The organism is Archangium sp. Cb G35, assembly GCF_001896145.1.
GTDB classification, from domain to species: domain Bacteria; phylum Myxococcota; class Myxococcia; order Myxococcales; family Myxococcaceae; genus Archangium; species Archangium violaceum.
The window spans coordinates 367,109-385,208 of record NZ_MPOI01000008.1; the positions used below are offsets into that span (position 1 = coordinate 367,109).

The 18,100-nt window shown below is 67.9% G+C and carries 18 protein-coding genes; 13 read left to right on the top strand and 5 right to left on the bottom strand.

The window, feature by feature from the left end; translation table 11 throughout:
- Nucleotides 1-112: 112 nt before the first annotated feature.
- Nucleotides 113-2,581: an endopeptidase La gene (gene lon, locus BO221_RS25530; protein ID WP_073563096.1), complete on the bottom strand. Its 2,469-nt coding sequence runs from the start codon at nucleotides 2,579-2,581 to the stop codon at nucleotides 113-115.
- Between the two features lie 261 nt (nucleotides 2,582-2,842).
- On the opposite strand from lon, the gene BO221_RS25535 reads away from it, so the two are divergent.
- The 3 genes from BO221_RS25535 (at nucleotide 2,843) to BO221_RS25545 (ending at nucleotide 6,688) form a co-directional block, all read left to right on the top strand.
- Nucleotides 2,843-4,057 (top strand): vWA domain-containing protein, encoded by a 1,215-nt coding sequence (locus BO221_RS25535; RefSeq protein ID WP_073563097.1) that lies wholly within the window; start codon nucleotides 2,843-2,845, stop codon nucleotides 4,055-4,057.
- 249 nt (nucleotides 4,058-4,306) lie between these two features.
- Nucleotides 4,307-5,155: an ImuA family protein gene (locus BO221_RS25540; RefSeq protein ID WP_073563098.1), complete on the top strand. Its 849-nt coding sequence runs from the start codon at nucleotides 4,307-4,309 to the stop codon at nucleotides 5,153-5,155.
- Nucleotides 5,156-5,176: 21 nt separating this feature from the next.
- Nucleotides 5,177-6,688: a DNA polymerase Y family protein gene (locus tag BO221_RS25545; protein WP_073563099.1), complete on the top strand. Its 1,512-nt coding sequence runs from the start codon at nucleotides 5,177-5,179 to the stop codon at nucleotides 6,686-6,688.
- An 84-nt stretch (nucleotides 6,689-6,772) separates the two neighbouring features.
- On the opposite strand, the gene BO221_RS25550 is transcribed toward BO221_RS25545, so the two are convergent.
- Nucleotides 6,773-7,174 carry a hypothetical protein gene (locus BO221_RS25550; protein ID WP_073563100.1) on the bottom strand — a complete coding sequence of 134 codons (402 nt, stop codon included), beginning with the start codon at nucleotides 7,172-7,174 and terminating at the stop codon, nucleotides 6,773-6,775.
- 72 nt (nucleotides 7,175-7,246) lie between these two features.
- Nucleotides 7,247-7,828 carry a hypothetical protein gene (locus BO221_RS25555; protein WP_073563101.1) on the bottom strand — a complete coding sequence of 194 codons (582 nt, stop codon included), beginning with the start codon at nucleotides 7,826-7,828 and terminating at the stop codon, nucleotides 7,247-7,249.
- A gap of 31 nt (nucleotides 7,829-7,859) precedes the next feature.
- Here BO221_RS25555 and BO221_RS54965 point away from each other — a divergent pair, with 31 nt between their 5' ends.
- Together BO221_RS54965 and BO221_RS54970 are read left to right on the top strand one after the other, a co-directional pair.
- Entirely contained in the window at nucleotides 7,860-8,027 is a 168-nt protein-coding gene (locus BO221_RS54965) for a hypothetical protein (protein WP_158079907.1), read from the top strand.
- A gap of 19 nt (nucleotides 8,028-8,046) precedes the next feature.
- Nucleotides 8,047-8,211, top strand: a complete 165-nt coding sequence (locus BO221_RS54970; protein ID WP_158079908.1) for a hypothetical protein — start codon at nucleotides 8,047-8,049, stop codon at nucleotides 8,209-8,211.
- Nucleotides 8,212-8,453: 242 nt separating this feature from the next.
- Here BO221_RS54970 and BO221_RS53990 read toward each other — a convergent pair whose 3' ends face one another.
- Both BO221_RS53990 and BO221_RS25560 read right to left on the bottom strand, forming a co-directional pair.
- Nucleotides 8,454-9,353: a hypothetical protein gene (locus BO221_RS53990; protein ID WP_143195669.1), complete on the bottom strand. Its 900-nt coding sequence runs from the start codon at nucleotides 9,351-9,353 to the stop codon at nucleotides 8,454-8,456.
- Nucleotides 9,354-9,420: 67 nt separating this feature from the next.
- Entirely contained in the window at nucleotides 9,421-10,437 is a 1,017-nt protein-coding gene (locus BO221_RS25560; RefSeq protein ID WP_143195670.1) for an FAD:protein FMN transferase, read from the bottom strand.
- 103 nt (nucleotides 10,438-10,540) lie between these two features.
- On the opposite strand from BO221_RS25560, the gene BO221_RS25565 reads away from it, so the two are divergent.
- The 8 genes from BO221_RS25565 to BO221_RS25600 are packed head-to-tail and all read left to right on the top strand — an operon-like array spanning nucleotide 10,541 to nucleotide 18,005.
- On the top strand, nucleotides 10,541-12,055 hold the full coding sequence (locus BO221_RS25565) for a glycosyltransferase family 39 protein (RefSeq protein ID WP_158079909.1): 1,515 nt from the start codon (nucleotides 10,541-10,543) through the stop codon (nucleotides 12,053-12,055).
- Nucleotides 12,055-12,762 carry a hypothetical protein gene (locus BO221_RS53995; protein WP_073563104.1) on the top strand — a complete coding sequence of 236 codons (708 nt, stop codon included), beginning with the start codon at nucleotides 12,055-12,057 and terminating at the stop codon, nucleotides 12,760-12,762. The genes BO221_RS25565 and BO221_RS53995 overlap by 1 nt, the downstream gene beginning before the upstream one ends.
- Before the next feature lie 5 nt (nucleotides 12,763-12,767).
- Nucleotides 12,768-14,177, top strand: a complete 1,410-nt coding sequence (locus BO221_RS25575; protein ID WP_143195671.1) for a hypothetical protein — start codon at nucleotides 12,768-12,770, stop codon at nucleotides 14,175-14,177.
- 14 nt (nucleotides 14,178-14,191) lie between these two features.
- Nucleotides 14,192-14,716 (top strand): hypothetical protein, encoded by a 525-nt coding sequence (locus BO221_RS25580; RefSeq protein WP_073563106.1) that lies wholly within the window; start codon nucleotides 14,192-14,194, stop codon nucleotides 14,714-14,716.
- Entirely contained in the window at nucleotides 14,713-15,303 is a 591-nt protein-coding gene (locus BO221_RS25585) for an FMN-binding protein (protein WP_073563107.1), read from the top strand. The genes BO221_RS25580 and BO221_RS25585 overlap by 4 nt, the downstream gene beginning before the upstream one ends.
- Before the next feature lie 7 nt (nucleotides 15,304-15,310).
- The gene (locus tag BO221_RS25590; protein WP_073563108.1) at nucleotides 15,311-15,928 is read left to right on the top strand and encodes a hypothetical protein; all 618 of its coding nucleotides are present in this window, start codon (nucleotides 15,311-15,313) and stop codon (nucleotides 15,926-15,928) included.
- Nucleotides 15,925-16,650, top strand: coding sequence for a glycosyltransferase family 2 protein (locus BO221_RS25595; RefSeq protein WP_073563109.1), 726 nt, complete (start codon nucleotides 15,925-15,927; stop codon nucleotides 16,648-16,650). Before BO221_RS25590 ends, BO221_RS25595 begins: the two co-directional genes overlap by 4 nt.
- 5 nt (nucleotides 16,651-16,655) lie before the next feature.
- On the top strand, nucleotides 16,656-18,005 hold the full coding sequence (locus tag BO221_RS25600; RefSeq protein WP_073563110.1) for an NAD(P)/FAD-dependent oxidoreductase: 1,350 nt from the start codon (nucleotides 16,656-16,658) through the stop codon (nucleotides 18,003-18,005).
- Nucleotides 18,006-18,100: the final 95 nt, after the last annotated feature.

Genomic DNA, 18,100 nt, shown 5'->3' on the forward strand with positions numbered 1-18,100 from the left:
GGACCCCGGCCGGTGACTCGGCGTTCCCACCATACCCCACCCAACGACAACGGGCAGGCCCCCTGTCTGGAGACCTGCCCGCCATCTACATCAGCTCTGGCTCAGGGCCGCGTTACGCGCGGACCTCGGGAGCCGGCTCCGCCTGGGGGGGCACCGACTTCTCACCCTCGGTGACCCCCGGCTTGAAAGGGGAGGTCTCCAGCGCGGCCTCGAGGACCTCGTCCATGCGGGTGGCGAAGATGAACTCGATGTCGTTCTTCGCCTGCTCCGGCACGTCCTGCAGGTCCTTGCGGCAGCGCTCCGGGAGGATGACGCGCTTGATGCCGGCGCGGTGGGCCGCGAGCACCTTCTCCTTGATGCCGCCCACCGGCAGCACCAGGCCACGCAGCGTGGCCTCGCCCGTCATCGCCGTGTCGCCACGCACCCGGATGCCCGTGAGGAGGCTGGTGAGCGCGGTGAGGATCGTCACGCCGGCCGAGGGACCATCCTTGGGGATGGAGCCCGCGGGGAAGTGCAGGTGCAGGTCCGTCTTCTCGAGGAAGTTCGGGCTGATGCCCAGCACCTCCGCCTTGCTGCGCAGGTAGCTCAGCGCGGCCGTGGCGCTCTCCTTCATCACGTCGCCCAGCTGGCCGGTGAGCGTCATGCCGCCCTTGCCCGCCATCTTGGTCGCCTCGATGAAGAGCAGGTCTCCACCGGCCGCCGTCCAGGCCAGACCCGTGGACACGCCCGGCACCTCGGTGCGCTCGGCGACCTCGGAGTAGAACATCTCGGGCCCCAGGATCTCCTTCACCCGGTTGCCATCGATGTTCTGCTTGTCGGTCTTCCCGCCGGCCACCTCCACCGCCACGGCGCGGCAGATGTCCGCGATGCGCCGCTCGAGGTTACGCACACCGGCCTCGCGCGTGTACGCGGTGGTCAGCGTGAGCAGGGCCTCATCGGTGATGGTGATGTGGTCCGCATTGAGCCCGTGCTCCTTGAGCTGCTTGGGCACCAGGTGGATGCGGGCGATGCTCTGCTTCTCCTCGAAGGTGTAGCCGGACAGCTCGATGATCTCCATGCGGTCACGGAGCGGGCCAGGGATCGGATCCAGCTGGTTCGCCGTGGCGATGAAGAGCACCTTGGACAGATCGAACGCCACGTCCAGGTAGTGGTCGCTGAACGTGTTGTTCTGCTCCGGATCCAGCACCTCGAGGAGGGCCGCGCTCGGGTCGCCGCGGAAGTCCGCGCCGAGCTTGTCGATCTCATCGAGCATCATCACCGGGTTCTTGGTCCCGGCCTTCTTCATGCTCTGGATGAACCGGCCCGGCAGCGCGCCGACGTAGGTACGCCGGTGGCCACGGATCTCCGCCTCGTCACGCACGCCGCCGAGCGACAGGCGCACGAACTTGCGGCCCACCGCCTTGGCGATGCTCTGACCCAGCGACGTCTTACCGACACCCGGCGGCCCCACCAGGCAGAGGATGGGCCCACGCATGTCGTTCTTGAGCTTGCGCACCGCCAGGTACTCCAGGATGCGCTTCTTCACCTTCTTGATGCCGTAGTGGTCCTTGTCCAGCGTCTGCCGGGCGTTCTCGATGTCGAGGTTGTCCTCGCTGAGCTTGGCCCAGGGCAGGTCGGCGATCCAATCCAGGTAGGTGCGCGCGACGGTGTACTCGCTGGAGGCCGCCGGAATCGTCTTCAGGCGGTTGAGCTCCTTGTTGGCCACCTTCTCCACCTCGGGCGGCAGGCCGGCCTTCTTCAGGCGCTCCTGCAGCTCGTCGAGCTCCTCCTCCTCCTCGCCCATTTCGCCGAGCTCTTCCTTGATCGCCTTGAGCTGCTGGCGCAGGTAGTACTCGCGCTGGGTCTTCGACATCTCGCCCTTCACGGCGGAGTCGATCTTGTTGGAGAGCTTGAGGATCTCGCGCTTGCGGTTGAGCAGCTCGAGCACGAGCTTCATCCGCGCCTTGAGGTCCACGGTCTCGAGGACGGCCTGCTTCTCCTCGATGGGCACGTCCACGTTGGCGGCGATGAGGTCCGCGAGGTGGCCGGGGTGGGTGATGGACTCGACCAGCTCGGTGGCCGCGGCGGGCAGCTCGGGCATCAGCTCGATGACCTCGCGCGCCAGCTTCTTGAGGTTGATGCCCAGGGCCTCGACCTCGACGTTCTCCGCCGACGTCCGGTCCTCCACGGCCTCTACGCGGGCCTTGAGGTAGGGGGCCTCCTGGACCAGGTCCATGACGCGGAAGCGCGCCAGACCCTGGACGACGAGCGAGTAGTTGTCCTCGCCCATCTTGAGCAGCTTCACGATGCGGGCCACGGTGCCCATGGTGTAGAGGTCGGACGCACCCGGGTCCTCCTCTTCGGCGCGGCGCTGGGTCACGACGCCGATCACCTGGTCGTCACGCACCGCGTCCTTGATGAGGGCGATCGTCTTCTGCCGCCCCACCGCGAGCGGAAGCACGCCGCCCGGAAAGAACACTGAATTACGCAGGGGGAGGATCGGCAGGACCTGTGGAATGTCCTCCTTGTTGATCATCCCCGGAGGCGCCATCGCGGCCGGCATGGCCGCAGCGCCGGAACCCTTCTTCTTGTCGTCGGACATGTAGTCGATGCCTCGGTTTCCAGCCCGGCCGGACAGCTTCCGAGCCGGTCAAACAACTTAGTTGTCGATCTTCTGTGAGAGTTGACTCAACGTAGCAACCAAAACGCACATGGCAAACGCGGCCTGCGTTTTTCGTGAAGGTCGTCGGATCCCGGACGGTTGCTCGCACATCCCCCCGGATGTGGGGCATGTTCGGTGGCCCCCCCTTTGTCCGTGGGCCGGTGCGCGCTACATCCGGCCACGTTCCCAGGAGACCCCCCCATGATGCAGTCCATCCGTACGAGCGCGCTGTTGGCCACCGCCCTGTGGGGCGTGGCGTGTACATCGCCGGTGGAGGAGCCCGGCTCCACGTTGCCGGGCCGGTGTCAGGCGGACGCCCCGCTGATCTCGGCCCAGAAGACGGATCTGCTCTTCGTCATCGACAACTCGGGTTCGATGGCCGAGGAGCAGGCGGCCATTGCCTCCGAGCTGCCCGCGTTCCTGGAGGAGCTCCAGCGGGGAAGCGGCGTGGAGCAGGACTTCCGCGTGGGCGTCATCACGACGTCGGTCTACCTGCGCGCGTTCTATGATAACCGCGAGCAGTTGACGGATTTTCCCGATCAGGCGGGGAGGCTGAGGCCGGTGCCCGACGAGCGGGAGCGGCCCACGGCCGAACGCTACCTGGACGAGAGCGATCCGGACCTCCTGGCGAAGTTCCGCCGCCTGGTGAAGGTGGGGACGAGTGGAAGCGGGCAGGAGACGCCCTTCGAGGCGGCGCGGCTGGCGGTGACGCCGCCCCTGTCGACGACGCCGGTGGGGGAGGGAGGCAACGGAGGCTTCCTGCGGGAGGGGGCGCGGCTGTTGGTGGTGGTGGTGTCGGACGAGGAGGACTGCAGCTCGACGGAGCGGCCGCCGCCGGTGCTCCTGACGGAGGACACCAGCCAGGACCTGTGCAGTGAGCAGTCGGATCGGCTGACGCCGGTGCGCGAGTACGTGCGGATCTTCCGGAACCTGGACGACGGGAGGGGGTCGGCGCGCGAGGTGCTGTGGGCGACGATTGGCCCGGTGGGGCTGACGGACAAGGAGGTGGGGACGGTGCTGGATCGGACGCCGCAGGGGACGTTCGTGCGCAACGTGGACTGCCCGACGTCGTATGGGCCGGGATTCCGGCAGAAGGAGATGGCGTCACAGTTCGATACAGGGCTGAAGAACCTGGACTCCATCTGCCGGCCGAGCTTCCGGGAGACGCTGGTGTCGATCGCGACGTTGGCGAGGACATCGCAGAGCATCGAGGTGGTGAACCTGCCGGACGCGAGGTTGGCGCAGGTGAGGGTGACGAGGGAGGACGGCACGGTGCAGACGTGCAGCGTGGCGGGGGGAGACCTGACGTACGAGCCATCGGCGGAGGGGAGGGCGGCGAGGCTGTACTTCCAGTCCTCGTGTCCGCGGCAGCCGACGGATCAGAAGTTGGAAGTGAAACTACTCTGCGCCAACTAAGCTCACTCCCCTCTCCCCCCGGGAGAGGGACGGGGTGAGGGTGCCCGGCCCCTGGGTTGAGCCCGTGTAAACCCCCTCTCCCTCTGGGAGAGGGCCGGGGTGAGGGTCTATCTCCACCCCTGCGCACCCACCCCGAGAACCATGAAAAACAACACGCCCAGCTGATCACCAGGCGACATTTCCTGGCGCATGTCAGCCCGCTCGTCATACTGAACCCGTTTTCAGGTCCAGTGTGGGACGGGGGACGTGATGAGTGCGACGGCCGAGAAGGTGTCGGTGACGGTGGAGGCGCTGAAGGAGCAGATCCGCCGATTGCAAGCGGCGCCGAGGAAGTACCTGGCGGCGCTGAGGACGGGGGTGGAGGCCTTCGACGAGTTGCTGCCGGGGGGAGGGCTGCCGTTGGGTCAGGTGGTGGAGCTGTGGGGGGAGGCGGCGTCGGGGAGGACGAGCCTGGCGTTGAGGGCGATGGCGTCGGCGCACCGGGAAGGGCGGCTGTGCGCGTACGTGGATGGACCTGGAGAGCTCTACCCGCCGGCGGCGATGGCGGCGGGGGTGGACCCTGCCCGGCTGCTGATCGTGAGGCCAAAGACGGCGGAGCAGCTGGCGTGGTCCGCGGTGCAGCTGGTGCGGAGTGGGGCGTTCGCGTGCGTGGTGCTGGATCTGACGCGAGGCCCGAAGGGCGCGAGCGGAGTGCGCCTGTCCCCGGCGGAGGGCAAGCGGCTGATGGACGCGGCGGTGCGGGGAGGGAGCCTGCTGCTGCTGCTGACGGCGCCGGAGGCCCCTGGGGACGGGATGATGAGGCTGCGCACGGAGGCGCGGGACGATGAGGGCCTGTCGGTGGAGGTGGTGCGAAGCCGGCAGGGCGGAATCGGGGCTCGGACGCTGGTGCCGTGGAAGGCGCTCTATCCAGAGCTGGAGGGCGGCGAGACCCCATGGGGTGCGGAGCTGCCGCCAGCGGAGGACGTGACGGTGCCGGAGCTCCCGAGGGAGCGGCCCCCGTCCGAGGGACACCGGGGAATCCTGTGGCAGCGCCCGGGCCGTGACGCGCCGATGCCGTCGTTGCGCGCGAGCCTGGACGCGGGCTCGGCGCTGCACTGAGTCGAGGGGAGGGGAACGGAGATGCGGCTGGGGTATCTGCACTTTTCGCGCTTCCCGGTGCAGCGCAAGGTCATCGAGCTGCCGGAGCTGGCGGGCAAGCCGTTCGTGCTGGTGGAGGAGGTACGAGGCCAGCAGCGGGTGGCGTGCGCGTCCACGAGTGCGCTGAAGGCGGGCGTGAAGCAGGGGATGACGGTGACGGCGGCGACGGCGCTGGAGCCGGCGCTGAGACATTTCCCATACCGGCCGGAGGAGGAGAGGCGGGCGCTGGTGGGCATTGGCGAGATGCTGATGGGGCTGGCGCCGGGCTTCCAGCTGTCGGAGCCGGACGGGCTGTGGTTCGACGCGAGCGCGGCGCACTTGGCGAAGGGGGAGGAGGGGCTGTGCGCGAAGGTGCTGGCGCAGTGCTCGGAGCTGGGGTGGAGAGGGAGGGTGGTGGTGGCCTCGGAGAAGTTCACGGCGAGGGCGCTGGCGAGGCATGGGGCGCCGCGGATGAGCGTGGTGCCGGAAGGAGAGAGCGCTCAGGCGCTGGCGCCATTGCCGCTGAGTGCGCTGGAGGGACCGGAGCAGACGGCATTCGCGGCGCTCGGGCTGACGACACTGGGCGAGGTAGCGGGGCTGCCGGTGGGGGCGGTGACGGCGCGAGGCGGCGCGGCGGGGATGAGGGCGCACGCGCGCTGCCGGGGTGGGGATGAGACCCCGTTCATCGCGGAGGTGCTGGAGGAGGTGCTGGAGGAGCGGCTGACGCTGGAATGGCCGGCCGAGTCGCTGGAGCCGCTGCAGTTCGCGCTGAAGACGGTGCTGGACCGGCTGTGCGGACGGCTGGGAGGCCGGAAGCGCGCGGCGGTGCGGATGAACCTGACGTTGAAGCTGGACCCATCGGGACAGGCGGTGGTGCCGCTGACGCTGGCGAGGCCTACGGCGCAGGCGAAGATGCTGCTGGAGCTGACGCGGCACCGGCTGTCGGACGTGCGGCTCGATGGACCGGTGGCGGGGCTGATCCTCCGGGTGGAGGAGGACTGCGAGGACCGGGGCCAGCAACTGGCGCTGGGAGACGCCCCCGAGGGAGACGCGGCACTGGAGGTGGTGCTCTCGAGGCTGGCGACGGCGCTGGGAGAGGACGCGCTCTTCATGGCGGCGCTGGAGGACACGCACCGGCCCGAGGACGCGTATGAGACCAAGACCTTCCGGCCACCGCCCATGAGGCGCGGACTGGAAGGCGAGCTGCTCCAGTCCGTGGAGGCGGCGGAGCCGGTGCCCGAGGTGATGCGGGAGCGGCCCTCTCGGATGCTGGGGACGCCGGCCACGATCGACGTGGAGATGACGGCCTCAGGAGAACTGCTGGCGGCGAGACTCGGAGGGCGGAGGCGCCGGGTGATGGCGCTGGTGGGCCCAGAGCGGCTGAGCGGGGACTGGTGGGACGCGAGGCCGTACAGCCGCGACTACTACCGTGTGCACTTCGAGGGACTGGGCCCTGCGTGGGTGTTCCGGGACGCAAGGGACGGCCGTTTCTACCTCCAGGGCCTATTCGATTGACCCTGTGTATGCCCCCTCTCCCTCTGGGAGAGGGCTGGGGTGAGGGTCTATGACTTCATCCAAATCGTCGATGGAGCTGATCGCCTATTCTCGCTTGAGAATGATTCCCTCATCACTGACGGCATAGCTTGCTCCGGCATCGACAAGGCTTGGAGCAAGACCGCAGCGTTCATCTTCTTTGGGCGTGAAGTGAATGAACGTTACCTGGTCGCCGCGCTTGACCCATGCGTCGTAGTTCTCGATCTGCTGCAAGCAGTGCACCAGCGCGTCCTTGTTCTTGGAGGGCCCCCATCCTGCTGGTCGGAAGTCATCCATCGCAATCTGGAGTGCTTTGAGCTGTGGCCCGGTTACTGTGGCCGCGTCTTTGTCCCATTCCGGAAATTGGATGTGCTCAGCTACCTCGGGAGGCGCAACAGATGCCTTCCGGTGGATGTGAATGCACCCGGGAAGAACAATCATCAGGATTCCCAGGCTGATTCGTTTCATCCATCCTCCTGCGGGGTGCTTGTGCGGCATATTTGAGATGCCAGGTCGTTTTAACGTGTATGGCATGGGTTTTTATTGGCCGCGGATGTCGTCCGTCACCTGTTTGATGGGAGCGAATTTTCCGTCTTGAAGTTGGAAGACCGTACGATCTTGAAAGTCATACAGATAGACCTCGCAGATGCGGTTGAACATCACCCGGAAATAGAAGCGTTGACGATGCGCTTGTAGATCTTCAGGGGAGAACCGCGAGGCCGATGGGTGGCGATGGTAGTCAGCGTAGATTTGTCCTCCCGGTACTTCGGAATCACTGACTTTGTTTGGGACAAAGCAGGCTTTTCGCCCGCCCGGTAGTTCAAGGGGCGGGCCGAGCGAGGAGGGATAGCTTGCAAAAAATCTTGTATCTCCAGGACGCTGGTAGATGGCTCCACAATACTCCTGTCCACCGCGTTGATGCCCGGCTTGGGCACCGGGCATGTTTCGGACGTTTTCACAAAGCTGCGGAGCGAGCGTCTCCAGATTGTCGGCGGGGCCGAGCATGGGGCCCACTACGGTGATGTTGCCATCCGGGTCGCGCCAGAATTTTGGCTGTCCGCCAGTAGCACACCCCAGGATGCTCCCTGCGGCGAGTAGCATCGCGAGATAACGCGGCATCATTTTTCGTACCGCCTTTCAGGTTGTGACCGGCATGGCCATCCGCGTGAGCATACCATGCGGTTGGCTGGCGACGGCGTTGGGTGAGGACTCGATCTTCATGGCGGCGCTGGAGGGCATGCCCCGGCCCGAGGTCGCGTCTGAGGCCAAGACCTTCCGGCCGCCGCCTATGAGGCTCGGGCTGGAGGACGAACTGCTGTAGCCAGTAGAGGCAGCGGCCGGTGCTTGGTGCTGAGGCGGGATCGACCTTCGCGGATGCTGGGACGCCGGCCACGATCGACGTGGAGATGACATCCTCGGGGGAGTTGCTGGCGGCAAGGCTGGGAGGGCGGAGACGCTGGATGATGGAGCTGGTGGGCCCGGAGCGGTTGAGCGGGGACTGGTAGGGACGCGAGGCTGTACAGCCTCGACTCATTACTACCGGGTACACTTCGAGGAACTGGGCCCGGCATGGGTATTCCGAGACGCGAAGGACGGCCGCTTCTATCTCCAGGGCCTCTTTGATTTGCCCTGTGTATGCCCTCTCTACTTTTGAGAACGAGCCTTTTCTGGGGACTCAGGCAGAATCTGCTCTCTGCGCCCCAGCAGCGGTAAAGAAAAGCACACACAGTGGGTGGCGTTTTGTGGTTTATTGCTTTGGTTTTTTGATGGTGCTGATGTTCGGAGCAATCACGTTTTTCAAGGCGGATTCAAGCTTGCGCCATGCTTCCATGAATAGTGCGGGGTGAGTGTGTCGCGCATCTTTGAATGACTCCTTGATCTCCGCTGCGTATGTTTGTGGTGATCCAGTTTCTCTAAACATCTTCCAGTTCGCGTGCGATGCGCGCATTTGTGAGATTTGCATGTAGAGTTCATCAATGAGTACGTCTATCTCGGTGGAAAGATGAAGTTTTGCTTTGTGGTGTAAAGCACGCCATTTCGTCCATGTGGCTTGAGGATCTGGCAAGTCGATGACGCCGAACTTCTCCGGAGGGGCGAGTTGCCACCGCCGAACCTGTTCCACCATTTCGGCGAAGCCGGCGTGTATATCTTCCGCCACTTCGGCCGTTCTGTTTCGATTCGGCGCCGCAATTTGCTGAAGTTGGGCCGACAGATCCGGAATTAGTAGTTCAGGAAATTCTGCACGAACTTCTGGGTGTTTCGCTAGGATGGCAAGGAGTTTCTTTTCGCCCCATGACTCTGCAACAAAGTCTAACTCAGTGGCGATCTGTTGGAGTAGGATGTGAGTCTCATGTTGGATATCGAATGGGGTAAGGAATATGAACGTCTTTGCATTTGGGAAGTCCGTCTGCCTCAAGCCGTAGGCCAGTAGAAGAGAATCGAATATTTTCTTCCCTACCTTTGGCCACGAGAGTCTGTCTGGAGCATATGCTTGGAAAAGAATGCCTCCGGAATGGATAAAGCCGTCGTTTCCGAAGTCGCCCCCGGTGCCCTCTGCTGCTTGGAACCCGGGGAATTCGGAAGAAAGCAAAACCGAACAGAAATTCTGGAAGTCTTCTCGGCGGAAGCGGTCAAGTCGATTGAGCATTCCCATTAGTTCTTGTCCATATCACACGGCGGGTGCTGACTTGAGGGTTGTTGCGTCTCATTTGATTTCATGGGCTCGGGGTCTTCAGCCGCTTCAGCTTCTTCTCCAGCCTAGATGACACCAGTACCTGATTCTCCTTCGTCACCACCACCGCGGAGGCGCCGTGCTTCTCCGCGAGTGCCAGTCCCTCCTGGCCCCCGAGGATGAACACGGACTTCGTCAGCACCTCCGCGTCCACCGCGCTCGGGGCGAGCACCGTCGCCGAGCGCGAGGCCGTTGCCGGGTAGCACGTCCGCGGATCGATGATGTGGTGGTAGCGCTTGCCCTCCAGCACGAAGAAGTTCTCGTAGTCCCCACTGGTCGAGAACGCCGCGTCGGAGACCTCGAGCACCGCGAAGACGTTGTCCGGCTCGCCGCGCGGATCCCGGATCCCCACCTTCCACGGACGCCCCTCCTTCTTCCCCGCCGCGTAGAAGTCTCCCCCGGCCTGCACGAAGAAGTTCTTGAAGCCTTGTCCCCGTAGCTTCTTCACCGCCTCGTCCACGCCCCAGCCCTTCGCCAACCCTCCCAACCCCAACTGCATCCCCGCGCGCTTCAGCCGCACTCCGCACCCGGGTGCCCCTCCGTCCGCCGCTGGCGCGAACTCCAGGTCTCTGTACGAGATGAGCGCGCACCGCTTCTTCAGCTCGGCCTCGTCCGGCAGGGCAGGGGTCAGCTCCGTCCCGAATCTCCACATCCCCCGCAGCGCCGCCCACGTCGGATCGAACAGGCCTCCCGTCTGCTCCGCCCCCTGCACCGCGCGCCGCAGCGCCGCGCACAGGTCCTCGGGTACCGTCACCCACTCCTCGTCTCCCGCCTTGCGGTTCACCGCCGACAGTTCGCTGTCCGAGCGCCACTCGTTCATCACTTGGTTGACGCGCTCGAAGGCGCCGAAGGCCGCGTCGAACCCCTCGCGCGCCTTCTCTGGCGTGCCTCCCACCAGTGTCACCGTCACCGTCGTCCCCATCATCGGACGTGTCTCGGTGCGGACTCGCGGAGCGGGTGCAGCGGCCACGACCACCACCAGCAGGGCACTCAGCATCATGGCCTCCCTCTGTCACATGAGATGGTCCGCAGAGGCCACCGCTCCCCTCAACTTGACCTCCTCTCCGAGGGCGTAGTAGGCCATGTATTCCCTGTTTTTGAGAATGAATCTCAAAATCAACCCCTCCGCGCCTTCTCGGGATTTCGCTGGTGCCCTTGCCTTGCTGGTGGGGGCCGGAGTGGCCGCGCGCGTGCTCGCACTGCCCAGGCTGCTGCCGGACCTGGATGCGGTGAACTTCGCGCGCTCCCTCAGCCGCTTCGACCTCGCCGCGCAGGCTCCGCACTTCCCGGGCTACCCGGTGTACGTGGCCCTGGCTCGGCTGGCCTCGGTGGCTGGTGCCTCCGAGGTGCTGGCGCTGGCCCTGCCCGGAATCGTCCTTGGAGCGGTGGCCATTGGCGTGCTGGGCCTCGTGCTGCGGCCGTACCTTGGAGCCACCGGGGCGCTGGTGGCCGCGGCACTGCTGGCCCTGTTGCCCCTGCCCGTGCTCTTCGGCGCCACTCCGGGCTCGGATGGGACAGGCCTCGCGCTCCTGGTGCTCGCCGCCTGTGCGGCGCTGAGGGGGGCTGACTCCTCGCCTCGGGCGGCGGTGCTGGCGGGCGCGGTGGCGGGTGTGGCGCTCGGGGCCCGGCCTTCGTTCCTTCCGGCGTTGCTCGGGCTCGCCCTGGTGGTGCCTCGCGGCCGGCGGCTGGCGGCGCTCGCGGGCAGCGGCATGGGCGTGGGGGCGTGGCTCGTTCCCCTCGTGGTCCTCACGGGGCCGGCGGAATTGCTGCGCATCTGCTCGGGCTTCCTGCTCGGCCATGCGGGCAAGTGGGGCGGTACCGTGGCCGTGCGCCCGGACCTCGGCTGGCGCCTGGAGCACTTCGGTTTCGACATCCTGGCCGCGGGCCTCGGGCTTCCCTGGCCCGGCGTGGGAGATGACTCCGTGGCCGTGCTGGCCGCGCGGCTCCTCCTGGCGTTCGGCCTGACCGGAGCCCTGGTGGCGCTCGCCCATGCGGCGCTCCGGGCGTCGCTGTCCGCCTCCGAGCGTCGCGTGGCCCTGCTGGCCCTGGCGCTCGGTGGCCCCTATGCCGCGTGGATGTTCCTCGGGCAGAACCTGCTCAAGGCGCGCCATGCCCTGCCCGTGGTGCTCGCGCTGGCGCTGCTGGCCGCGGTGGGCGTGGCGGTGCTCGCTCGCGCCCGGTCCTCCCGGGTGTCCCTCTCCGTGGCCGGGGCCCTCGCCGTGAGCACCGTGGCCGTCATGCTGCCCGTGGCGCTCGAGCAGGGCCGAGATCCCTCGCCCGCGGTGCGCCTGGTGGCGCACGTGTCCTCCACGCTGGCACCGTCCGGCACGCTGCTCTTCACCGGCGAGGAGGCGCGGCTCTTCGAGCACTACGTGCCCCACTTCCGTGCCGGCCGTCCCGCCACGGGCGAGCAACTGCGCCGCGAAGTGGAGCGCGTGGCCGCAGCCGGAGCGGACGTCTACGTCACCTCCACCGCTCCCGGGGCCGAGGCGCTCGCGCCCCACCTGGAGCCCGTGTCGCGCTTTACGTGCGGCCGGCGTGTGCGCTCGCATGCCCACGACATCGTTCTCTTCCACTACCGGCCCGTGCCGCCGGCCCGCCCCGAGAAGGTCCTTTGATGCGCGCCCGCCTCCTCCTCGTCTTCGCGCTCTGTGCCGCCGCGTGTAAGGGCCCCGTGCCCACGGACTTCCAGCCCGTCCAGGACTCGGCGAAGGGCGCGCCCCGCATTACCGTATCCCTCAACCGCACCGTCGACGGCCGCTACCGCACCATCACGCCCACGTGCATCGGGCCGCGGTACACGGTGGACGTGCCGGAGGGCAGCACGGCGGCGTTCACCCGGACGGGCGGGTTGTCCATGCTGCCGGAGCAGATCGTCGAGTTCCGCAACTACCAGTCTGAAGTGCCCACCAACATCACCTCGCTGTCGTCGCCCGCGCCGCTCTTTAGCCCCAACCTGGTGCGCCCCTACAACGTGATGACCGAGTCCGGGCAGACGTACTCCTACTGGCGCTACGCCTTCCCCCGGCCGGGCGTCTACGAGTACTTCGACACCAACATGGGGAGTCCGGGCCGTCAGGTGGTGGACTCGTATTACGGCACGGTCACGTACGTGGGCGAGTCGAACGCGCCCAAGGCCGTGGTGTGCGTGGATCCGCCGGGCTGCCAGGCGACACCCGAGTGTCTGGCGGGCACCGCTCCCGAGGGCACCGCGTGCTGCGTATGCGTGGGCGTGTGCTGTGGGGGTGCTGTCCCGGAGAGCGAGTGCGCCACGGGCAAGACGTGTCTGCGTGGCCGCTGCGTGGACGTCGAGACGGGCGAGTGACGCGTATGACTTCGAGAGCCACCGTGCCAGGCCGCCATCACCTGCTCCTGTTGTCCCTGCTGTTCGCGCCCCTCACGGGCCTCGCGCAAGAAGAGGGCTCCACGCCCGCCCGGCCGGCGGAGGACGCGCCCCGTGTTCCCGCCGAGGAGCAACCGAAGCAGGACGAGGGCCCCCGCCTGGAGTTGGAGGGCCTGGAGGATCCGGCCGGGACGGGCACGAAGGCTCCGGCGCCCGGCGCAGAGACACCCGATCAGACGGCGCAGGACACCTTCACCGAGCGGCTCCAGCCCACCACCACGCTGGCGCAGAGGGCGGCGGCGATCCTCGACCGGACGACGCTGGGTGGCTACGCCGAGCACGACTTCATCCTGCCCCAGCAGGGCGTGACCACGTTCCGCGCGCACCGGTACGTGCTCTTCGTCTACAGCCACATCTCCGAGCGTGTCTCCACGGCGACGGAGATCGAGTTCGAGTTCGCGGGCAGTCCGCTCAAGCGCGACGGCATCCTGGGAGCGGGCGAGGTGCTGCTCGAGTTCTCGGTGGTGGACCTGATGTTGACGGACTGGGCCACCTTCCGGGCGGGCGTCATCCTGGTGCCGGTGGGGGCGTACAACCTGCGGCACGACGCGCCGGCGCAGGAACTGCCCGAGCGTCCCATCGCGTACACGACGATCGTTCCCACCACCTGGTTCGAGTCCGGCGCGGGCTTCCTCGGAGGCTTCGACCTGGGCGAGGACTGGCGGCTGTCCTACGAGGTGTACGCGGTCAACGGCCTGGACGCGAAGATCCTCGACGGCCAGGGCTTCCGGGCGGCGCGCGGCAGCCACCTGGAGGACAACAACAGCGACAAGGCCATCACCGGCCGCGTGTCCGTCTCGCCCTTTCTGGGGCTGGAGGCGGGCCTGTCCGGCTACACGGGCGCGTATGACGTCGAGGGCCGCCGGGTGAACATGATCAACGCCGATGTCTTCTGGCGGCTCGGCGCGCTGGACCTGACGGGCGAGGTGGTGCGCGCCTTCATCGATCCCGGTTACGTGCAGGGCTTCCCGAACAACTCGAATGCCAACACGCGCGACCGGGTGCCCACGGGGATGTTCGGCTTCTACGGGCAGGCCAACTACCGCTTCCGCATCGAGCCCTTCTTCCGGCTGCTGCCGGACGAGTGGAAGGAGGGCCACTTCACGGCCTCGCTGCGCTACGAGGAGAAGGACACCGACACGGAGTTCATCACCACGGGAGACGTGGCGAGGCTGACGCTCGGCCTGAACTTCCGGCCGCTGCCGCCCTACGTGCTCAAGACCAGCTACTACTGGGAGAAGAGCGGCGGCGATGGCGAGCAGCCCCACGCGTGGTCGGATGACTTCTGGAGCGAGGGCCATTGGACGTTCCTGGCCAGCGTGGCCTACCTCTTCTGAAAGCCGGAGATCCGATGCGCGCCTTGTTGCTTACCACCGTTGTGTTGCTCGCCGCCGCTTGTGGCGGGAAGGCCGTGCGTCCGGAGGGAGCTGTGTCGCGGGTGGTGGTGGTGGGCGCGTCGGTGGTGCCCAGACCCGCGCCGCGAGGATTCACGGCGGACGTGTTCGGCTCGGAGAATCCACGCGACGTGGTGGCCCGCGAGGGCGCCGAGGCCCTGCGCACCCGGGGCTACGAGGTGCTGGGCGTGGAACTGACGGCGGGAGCTGCGCCCACGGTGGAGCAGGCCGCGGCCCTGGCGCGCCAGTACCGTGCGGAGGCGGCGGTGGTGCTGGTGCTGACACAGTTGGATCTGTCGTCGGTGCAGCCGCTCGGGCGGGCCGAGATCGAGCTGGAAGCCATGATGGTGGGCCCGGATGGCCGGGTGCTGTCGAGCGACGATCGCCGGAGCACGACGTCGCAGAATCTCTATCGTGCCCGGACGGATTGGCGCTCGCACGTCAGGCAGGCCGTCATCCAGGCGGTCCGGGAGCTGCCATGAGCGTGGTAAGGGGAGTGACCGTGAAGCACTTCGTGCTGGCGCTGCTGGTGGGGTTGGGGCTCGGAGCGTCGCTCCCCGCGCGGGCGGCGGGGACGTTCTTCACGACGCCGCAGGTGCTCAAGGAGTTCTTCCCCAAGAGCCAGCGCGTCACCTACCGCAAGGTGAAGCTCGGACCCGCCGAGCTGGCCGCGGTGCAGGGGCGGCTCGGCTACAAGCCGGCGAAGCCCGAGTACGTCATCTTCGTGGCCACCACGGGCGAGCACGTGGACGGCTACGCCATCATCGACGAGGAGATGGGCCAGCACGAGCAGATCACCTTCGCGGTGAAGCTGTCGCCCGAGGGCGTGGTCGAGCGCCACGAGGTGATGGTGTACCGGGAGTCGTATGGCCAGGAGATCACCGACGCGCGCTTCCGCCGCCAGTTCCAGGGGAAGACGGTGAAGGACGCCGTGCGGGCGGGAGTGGACGTCGACGTGGTGACGGGAGCGACCATCTCGTCGAGGTCGATGGCCCTGGGCGTGCGCCGCGCGCTCGTGCTGCTGGACGAGCTCATCCTCAAACCCGCGCCGGGTGCGCCCAAGGGGTAGCCTTCTCGTGCGTCAATACGCCCGGCCGTTTCCCATCACCCGTCTGTCGCTCGAGGCGCGCGTCCTCTACACCGGATTCCTGCTGTTCCTGGTGTTGGGCTTCGTGTCCTCGGTGTGGCTGTACGCGGACTCGTTCGGAGGCCTGTCCGGGCTCGGTGCCACGGAGTACTACCGGGGTGGTGCCGCGCAAGCCGCGCCCGCGTCCGGAGCGGAAGCCGCGGGAGGCCCGGCGTTGGAGCTGCCTCCGGATGGACCGGCGCTGGACCTGCCCGGGGAGACGGTGACCGCCGCGCCCATGCGGCTGGAGAAGCCCGCGCGGCAGGTGATGGAGACGTTCCACTTCCACCTGTTCACGGTGCCGGTGGTTCTGCTGATCGTCGGGCACCTGTTCATGCTGACGGCGCTGTCCGTGCGGCTGAAGGTGGGCGTCATCGCGGTGGCCTCGGTGGCGACGTTCGTGCACCTGCTGGCGCCGCTGCTGGTGCGCTTCGTGGGGCCGCGGTGGGGCTGGCTGATGCCGGTGTCGGTGGTGGGCGCGGCGGTGGGGTGGTTGCCGATGCTGGTGTGGCCGCTGTGGGAGATGTGGCGGCCAGTGTCAGCCTCGCCGGAGGCGGCGGCGGAATGATCACCGTCGTCATTCCCGCGCGTGACGAGGTGGGCGCCATCGCCGGAGTGGTGCGGCGGGTGGGCGCGGCGCTGGCGGGGGAGGCGTACGAGATCCTCGTGGTGGACGACGGCTCGCGGGACGGCACGGGCGCGGTGGCGCGCGAGGCCGGAGCGCGGGTGCTGACGTTGAACGGAGTGGGCTACGGCGCGGCGATCAAGGCTGGAGCCGCCCAGGCACACGGCTCGCTGCTGGCGCTCATCGACGCGGACGGGACGTACCCGGAAGCGGCGCTGCCCCGGTTGCTCTCGGCGGTGCGCGGGGGCGCGCGGCAGGCGATTGGCGCGCGGCCGAAGCTCGGCGCCTCCGAGCCCTTCGCGCGCTCGGCGGTGAAGGCGCTCTTCCGGGGCGCGGTGCGATGGCTGGGCGGCTTCGAGGCGCCGGATCTCAACTCGGGCCTGCGGGTGCTGCGCACGGCGGATCTGCTGTCGCTCGCGCCGGTGTTGCCGGACCGCTTCTCGCTCACCACGACGCTGACACTGGCGCTGGCGGCGGCGGGGGACCCCATCGTCTTCCTGCCCATCGACTACCACGCGCGCGTGGGACGCTCGAAGTGGCGGCCGGTGCGGGACACGTGGCTGATGGGGCGCACGGTGGCGCGAGGCATCGGCTGGCTGCGCGAGGGCCGGGCTCCGAGGACACTCGCGGCGCTGGAGTTGCCGGCGGTGGGTGGCACGGGGTGAGCGCGATGGTGGTCATCGGTGCGGGGCCCTCGGGACTGGCCGCGGCGCATGCGCTCGTCCGGGCCGGCAAGCGGGTGGTGGTGCTCGAGGCGGCCGAGCAGGTGGGCGGACTGTCGGGCTCGTTCGACTTCGCGGGTTTCAAGGTGGACTACGGCCCGCACCGGCTGCACCAGGCGGCCGGGCCCGAGGTGCTGGCGCTCTACCGGGAGGCCCTGGGCGGCGCGCTGCACGTGAGGGCGCGCAGCGGCATGGTGCACGTGGGCGGGAGGCGGCTGCCATATCCACTGTCGCTGCTCGGCATCGCACGAGGACTGGGGCTCTCCGAGGTGGCGAGGCACGGGCTGTCGGCGGTGATGGCGCGGCTGCGTCCGCCGGAGGGCAACCACTTCGGCGCGGAGGCGGCGAGGCGGCTGGGGCGGCACGCGGCGCGGGTGCTGTACGGGCCCGCGGCGAGGAAGGTGTGGGGCCTGGCGCCGGAGGAACTGGACGCCTCACTCGGGCGGGCGCGGGTGCAGAAGGGGGGCCCGCTGGCGGTGGTGCGCGCGGCGCTCGGGCGTGGAGGCGCGTCCGCGGGGCGGCGGTACTTCTACCCGGAGGGCGGAGTGGGTGCGCTGGCCGAGGGCCTCGCGGAAGGCATCCGCCGGGCCGGTGGCGAGGTGCGCTGTGGCGCGGCGGCCGAGGGTCTGGTGCTGGATCGCGGGCGGGTGAGGGCGGTGGTGGTACAGGGGCGGGAGCTGCCGGCGGAGTCGGTGGTGGCCACGGTGCCACTGCCGCTGCTGTGCGAGTGGACGGGGCGGCCGGAGGCGGCCGAGGGCCTGGACTACCGGGCCCTGACGTTGCTGTACCTGATGCTCGCGACGCACCGTGGAACGCCACAGGACGTGCACTACTTCTCGGACGAGCGGCTTCCGGCCAACCGGCTCTTCGAGGCGAGGAACTTCCTGGGCGGAGAGGGGCCCGCGGGCCGGACGGTGGTGGGCTTCGATCTGCCGTGCGCGGTGGGAGACGGCATCTGGCGGGCCTCGCCGGAGGAGCTCACGGAGCGGGTGCGCCCGGCGTTGGAGCGGACGGGGCTGGCCGGGGTGGAGGTGCTGGGAGCCCGGGTGCGGCGCATGGCGGCGGCCTATCCCCTGTACCGCAAGGGCTTCGCGGTGGCGCGCGAGCGTGCGCTGAATGAATTGAGTCGGGTCGAAGGCCTCTACCCGGTGGGGCGGAGCGCACTGTTCGTCCACGACAACGTGCACCACGCGTGCGCGGCGGGTTTGGCGGTAGGGAGAATGGTCTCGGAAGGCGCGAGTTCCCGAGTCTGGCGCGACCGGCAGAAACCATTTCTCGAAACACAGATCGAGGACTGACTCGGTGCTATGTCCCTCTCCCTCTGGGAGAGGGTCCGGGTGAGGGTCTTCCCGGAGCAGTTCCGAGGTCCTGGATCGAGAAGTGGGAGTCGAGT

What these genes read in the sequence shown, in the direction of transcription:
- lon (WP_073563096.1), bottom strand. Translation starts at nt 2,581, where the DNA reads ATGTCCGACGACAAGAAGAAGGGTTCCGGCGCTGCGGCCATGCCGGCC.
- BO221_RS25535 (WP_073563097.1), top strand. Translation starts at nt 2,843, where the DNA reads ATGATGCAGTCCATCCGTACGAGCGCGCTGTTGGCCACCGCCCTGTGG.
- BO221_RS25540 (WP_073563098.1), top strand. Translation starts at nt 4,307, where the DNA reads ATGAGTGCGACGGCCGAGAAGGTGTCGGTGACGGTGGAGGCGCTGAAG.
- BO221_RS25545 (WP_073563099.1), top strand. Translation starts at nt 5,177, where the DNA reads ATGCGGCTGGGGTATCTGCACTTTTCGCGCTTCCCGGTGCAGCGCAAG.
- BO221_RS25550 (WP_073563100.1), bottom strand. Translation starts at nt 7,174, where the DNA reads ATGAAACGAATCAGCCTGGGAATCCTGATGATTGTTCTTCCCGGGTGC.
- BO221_RS25555 (WP_073563101.1), bottom strand. Translation starts at nt 7,828, where the DNA reads ATGATGCCGCGTTATCTCGCGATGCTACTCGCCGCAGGGAGCATCCTG.
- BO221_RS54965 (WP_158079907.1), top strand. Translation starts at nt 7,860, where the DNA reads ATGGCCATCCGCGTGAGCATACCATGCGGTTGGCTGGCGACGGCGTTG.
- BO221_RS53990 (WP_143195669.1), bottom strand. Translation starts at nt 9,353, where the DNA reads ATGCTCAATCGACTTGACCGCTTCCGCCGAGAAGACTTCCAGAATTTC.
- BO221_RS25560 (WP_143195670.1), bottom strand. Translation starts at nt 10,437, where the DNA reads ATGATGCTGAGTGCCCTGCTGGTGGTGGTCGTGGCCGCTGCACCCGCT.
- BO221_RS25565 (WP_158079909.1), top strand. Translation starts at nt 10,541, where the DNA reads ATGAATCTCAAAATCAACCCCTCCGCGCCTTCTCGGGATTTCGCTGGT.
- BO221_RS53995 (WP_073563104.1), top strand. Translation starts at nt 12,055, where the DNA reads ATGCGCGCCCGCCTCCTCCTCGTCTTCGCGCTCTGTGCCGCCGCGTGT.
- BO221_RS25575 (WP_143195671.1), top strand. Translation starts at nt 12,768, where the DNA reads ATGACTTCGAGAGCCACCGTGCCAGGCCGCCATCACCTGCTCCTGTTG.
- BO221_RS25580 (WP_073563106.1), top strand. Translation starts at nt 14,192, where the DNA reads ATGCGCGCCTTGTTGCTTACCACCGTTGTGTTGCTCGCCGCCGCTTGT.
- BO221_RS25585 (WP_073563107.1), top strand. Translation starts at nt 14,713, where the DNA reads ATGAGCGTGGTAAGGGGAGTGACCGTGAAGCACTTCGTGCTGGCGCTG.
- BO221_RS25595 (WP_073563109.1), top strand. Translation starts at nt 15,925, where the DNA reads ATGATCACCGTCGTCATTCCCGCGCGTGACGAGGTGGGCGCCATCGCC.
- BO221_RS25600 (WP_073563110.1), top strand. Translation starts at nt 16,656, where the DNA reads ATGGTGGTCATCGGTGCGGGGCCCTCGGGACTGGCCGCGGCGCATGCG.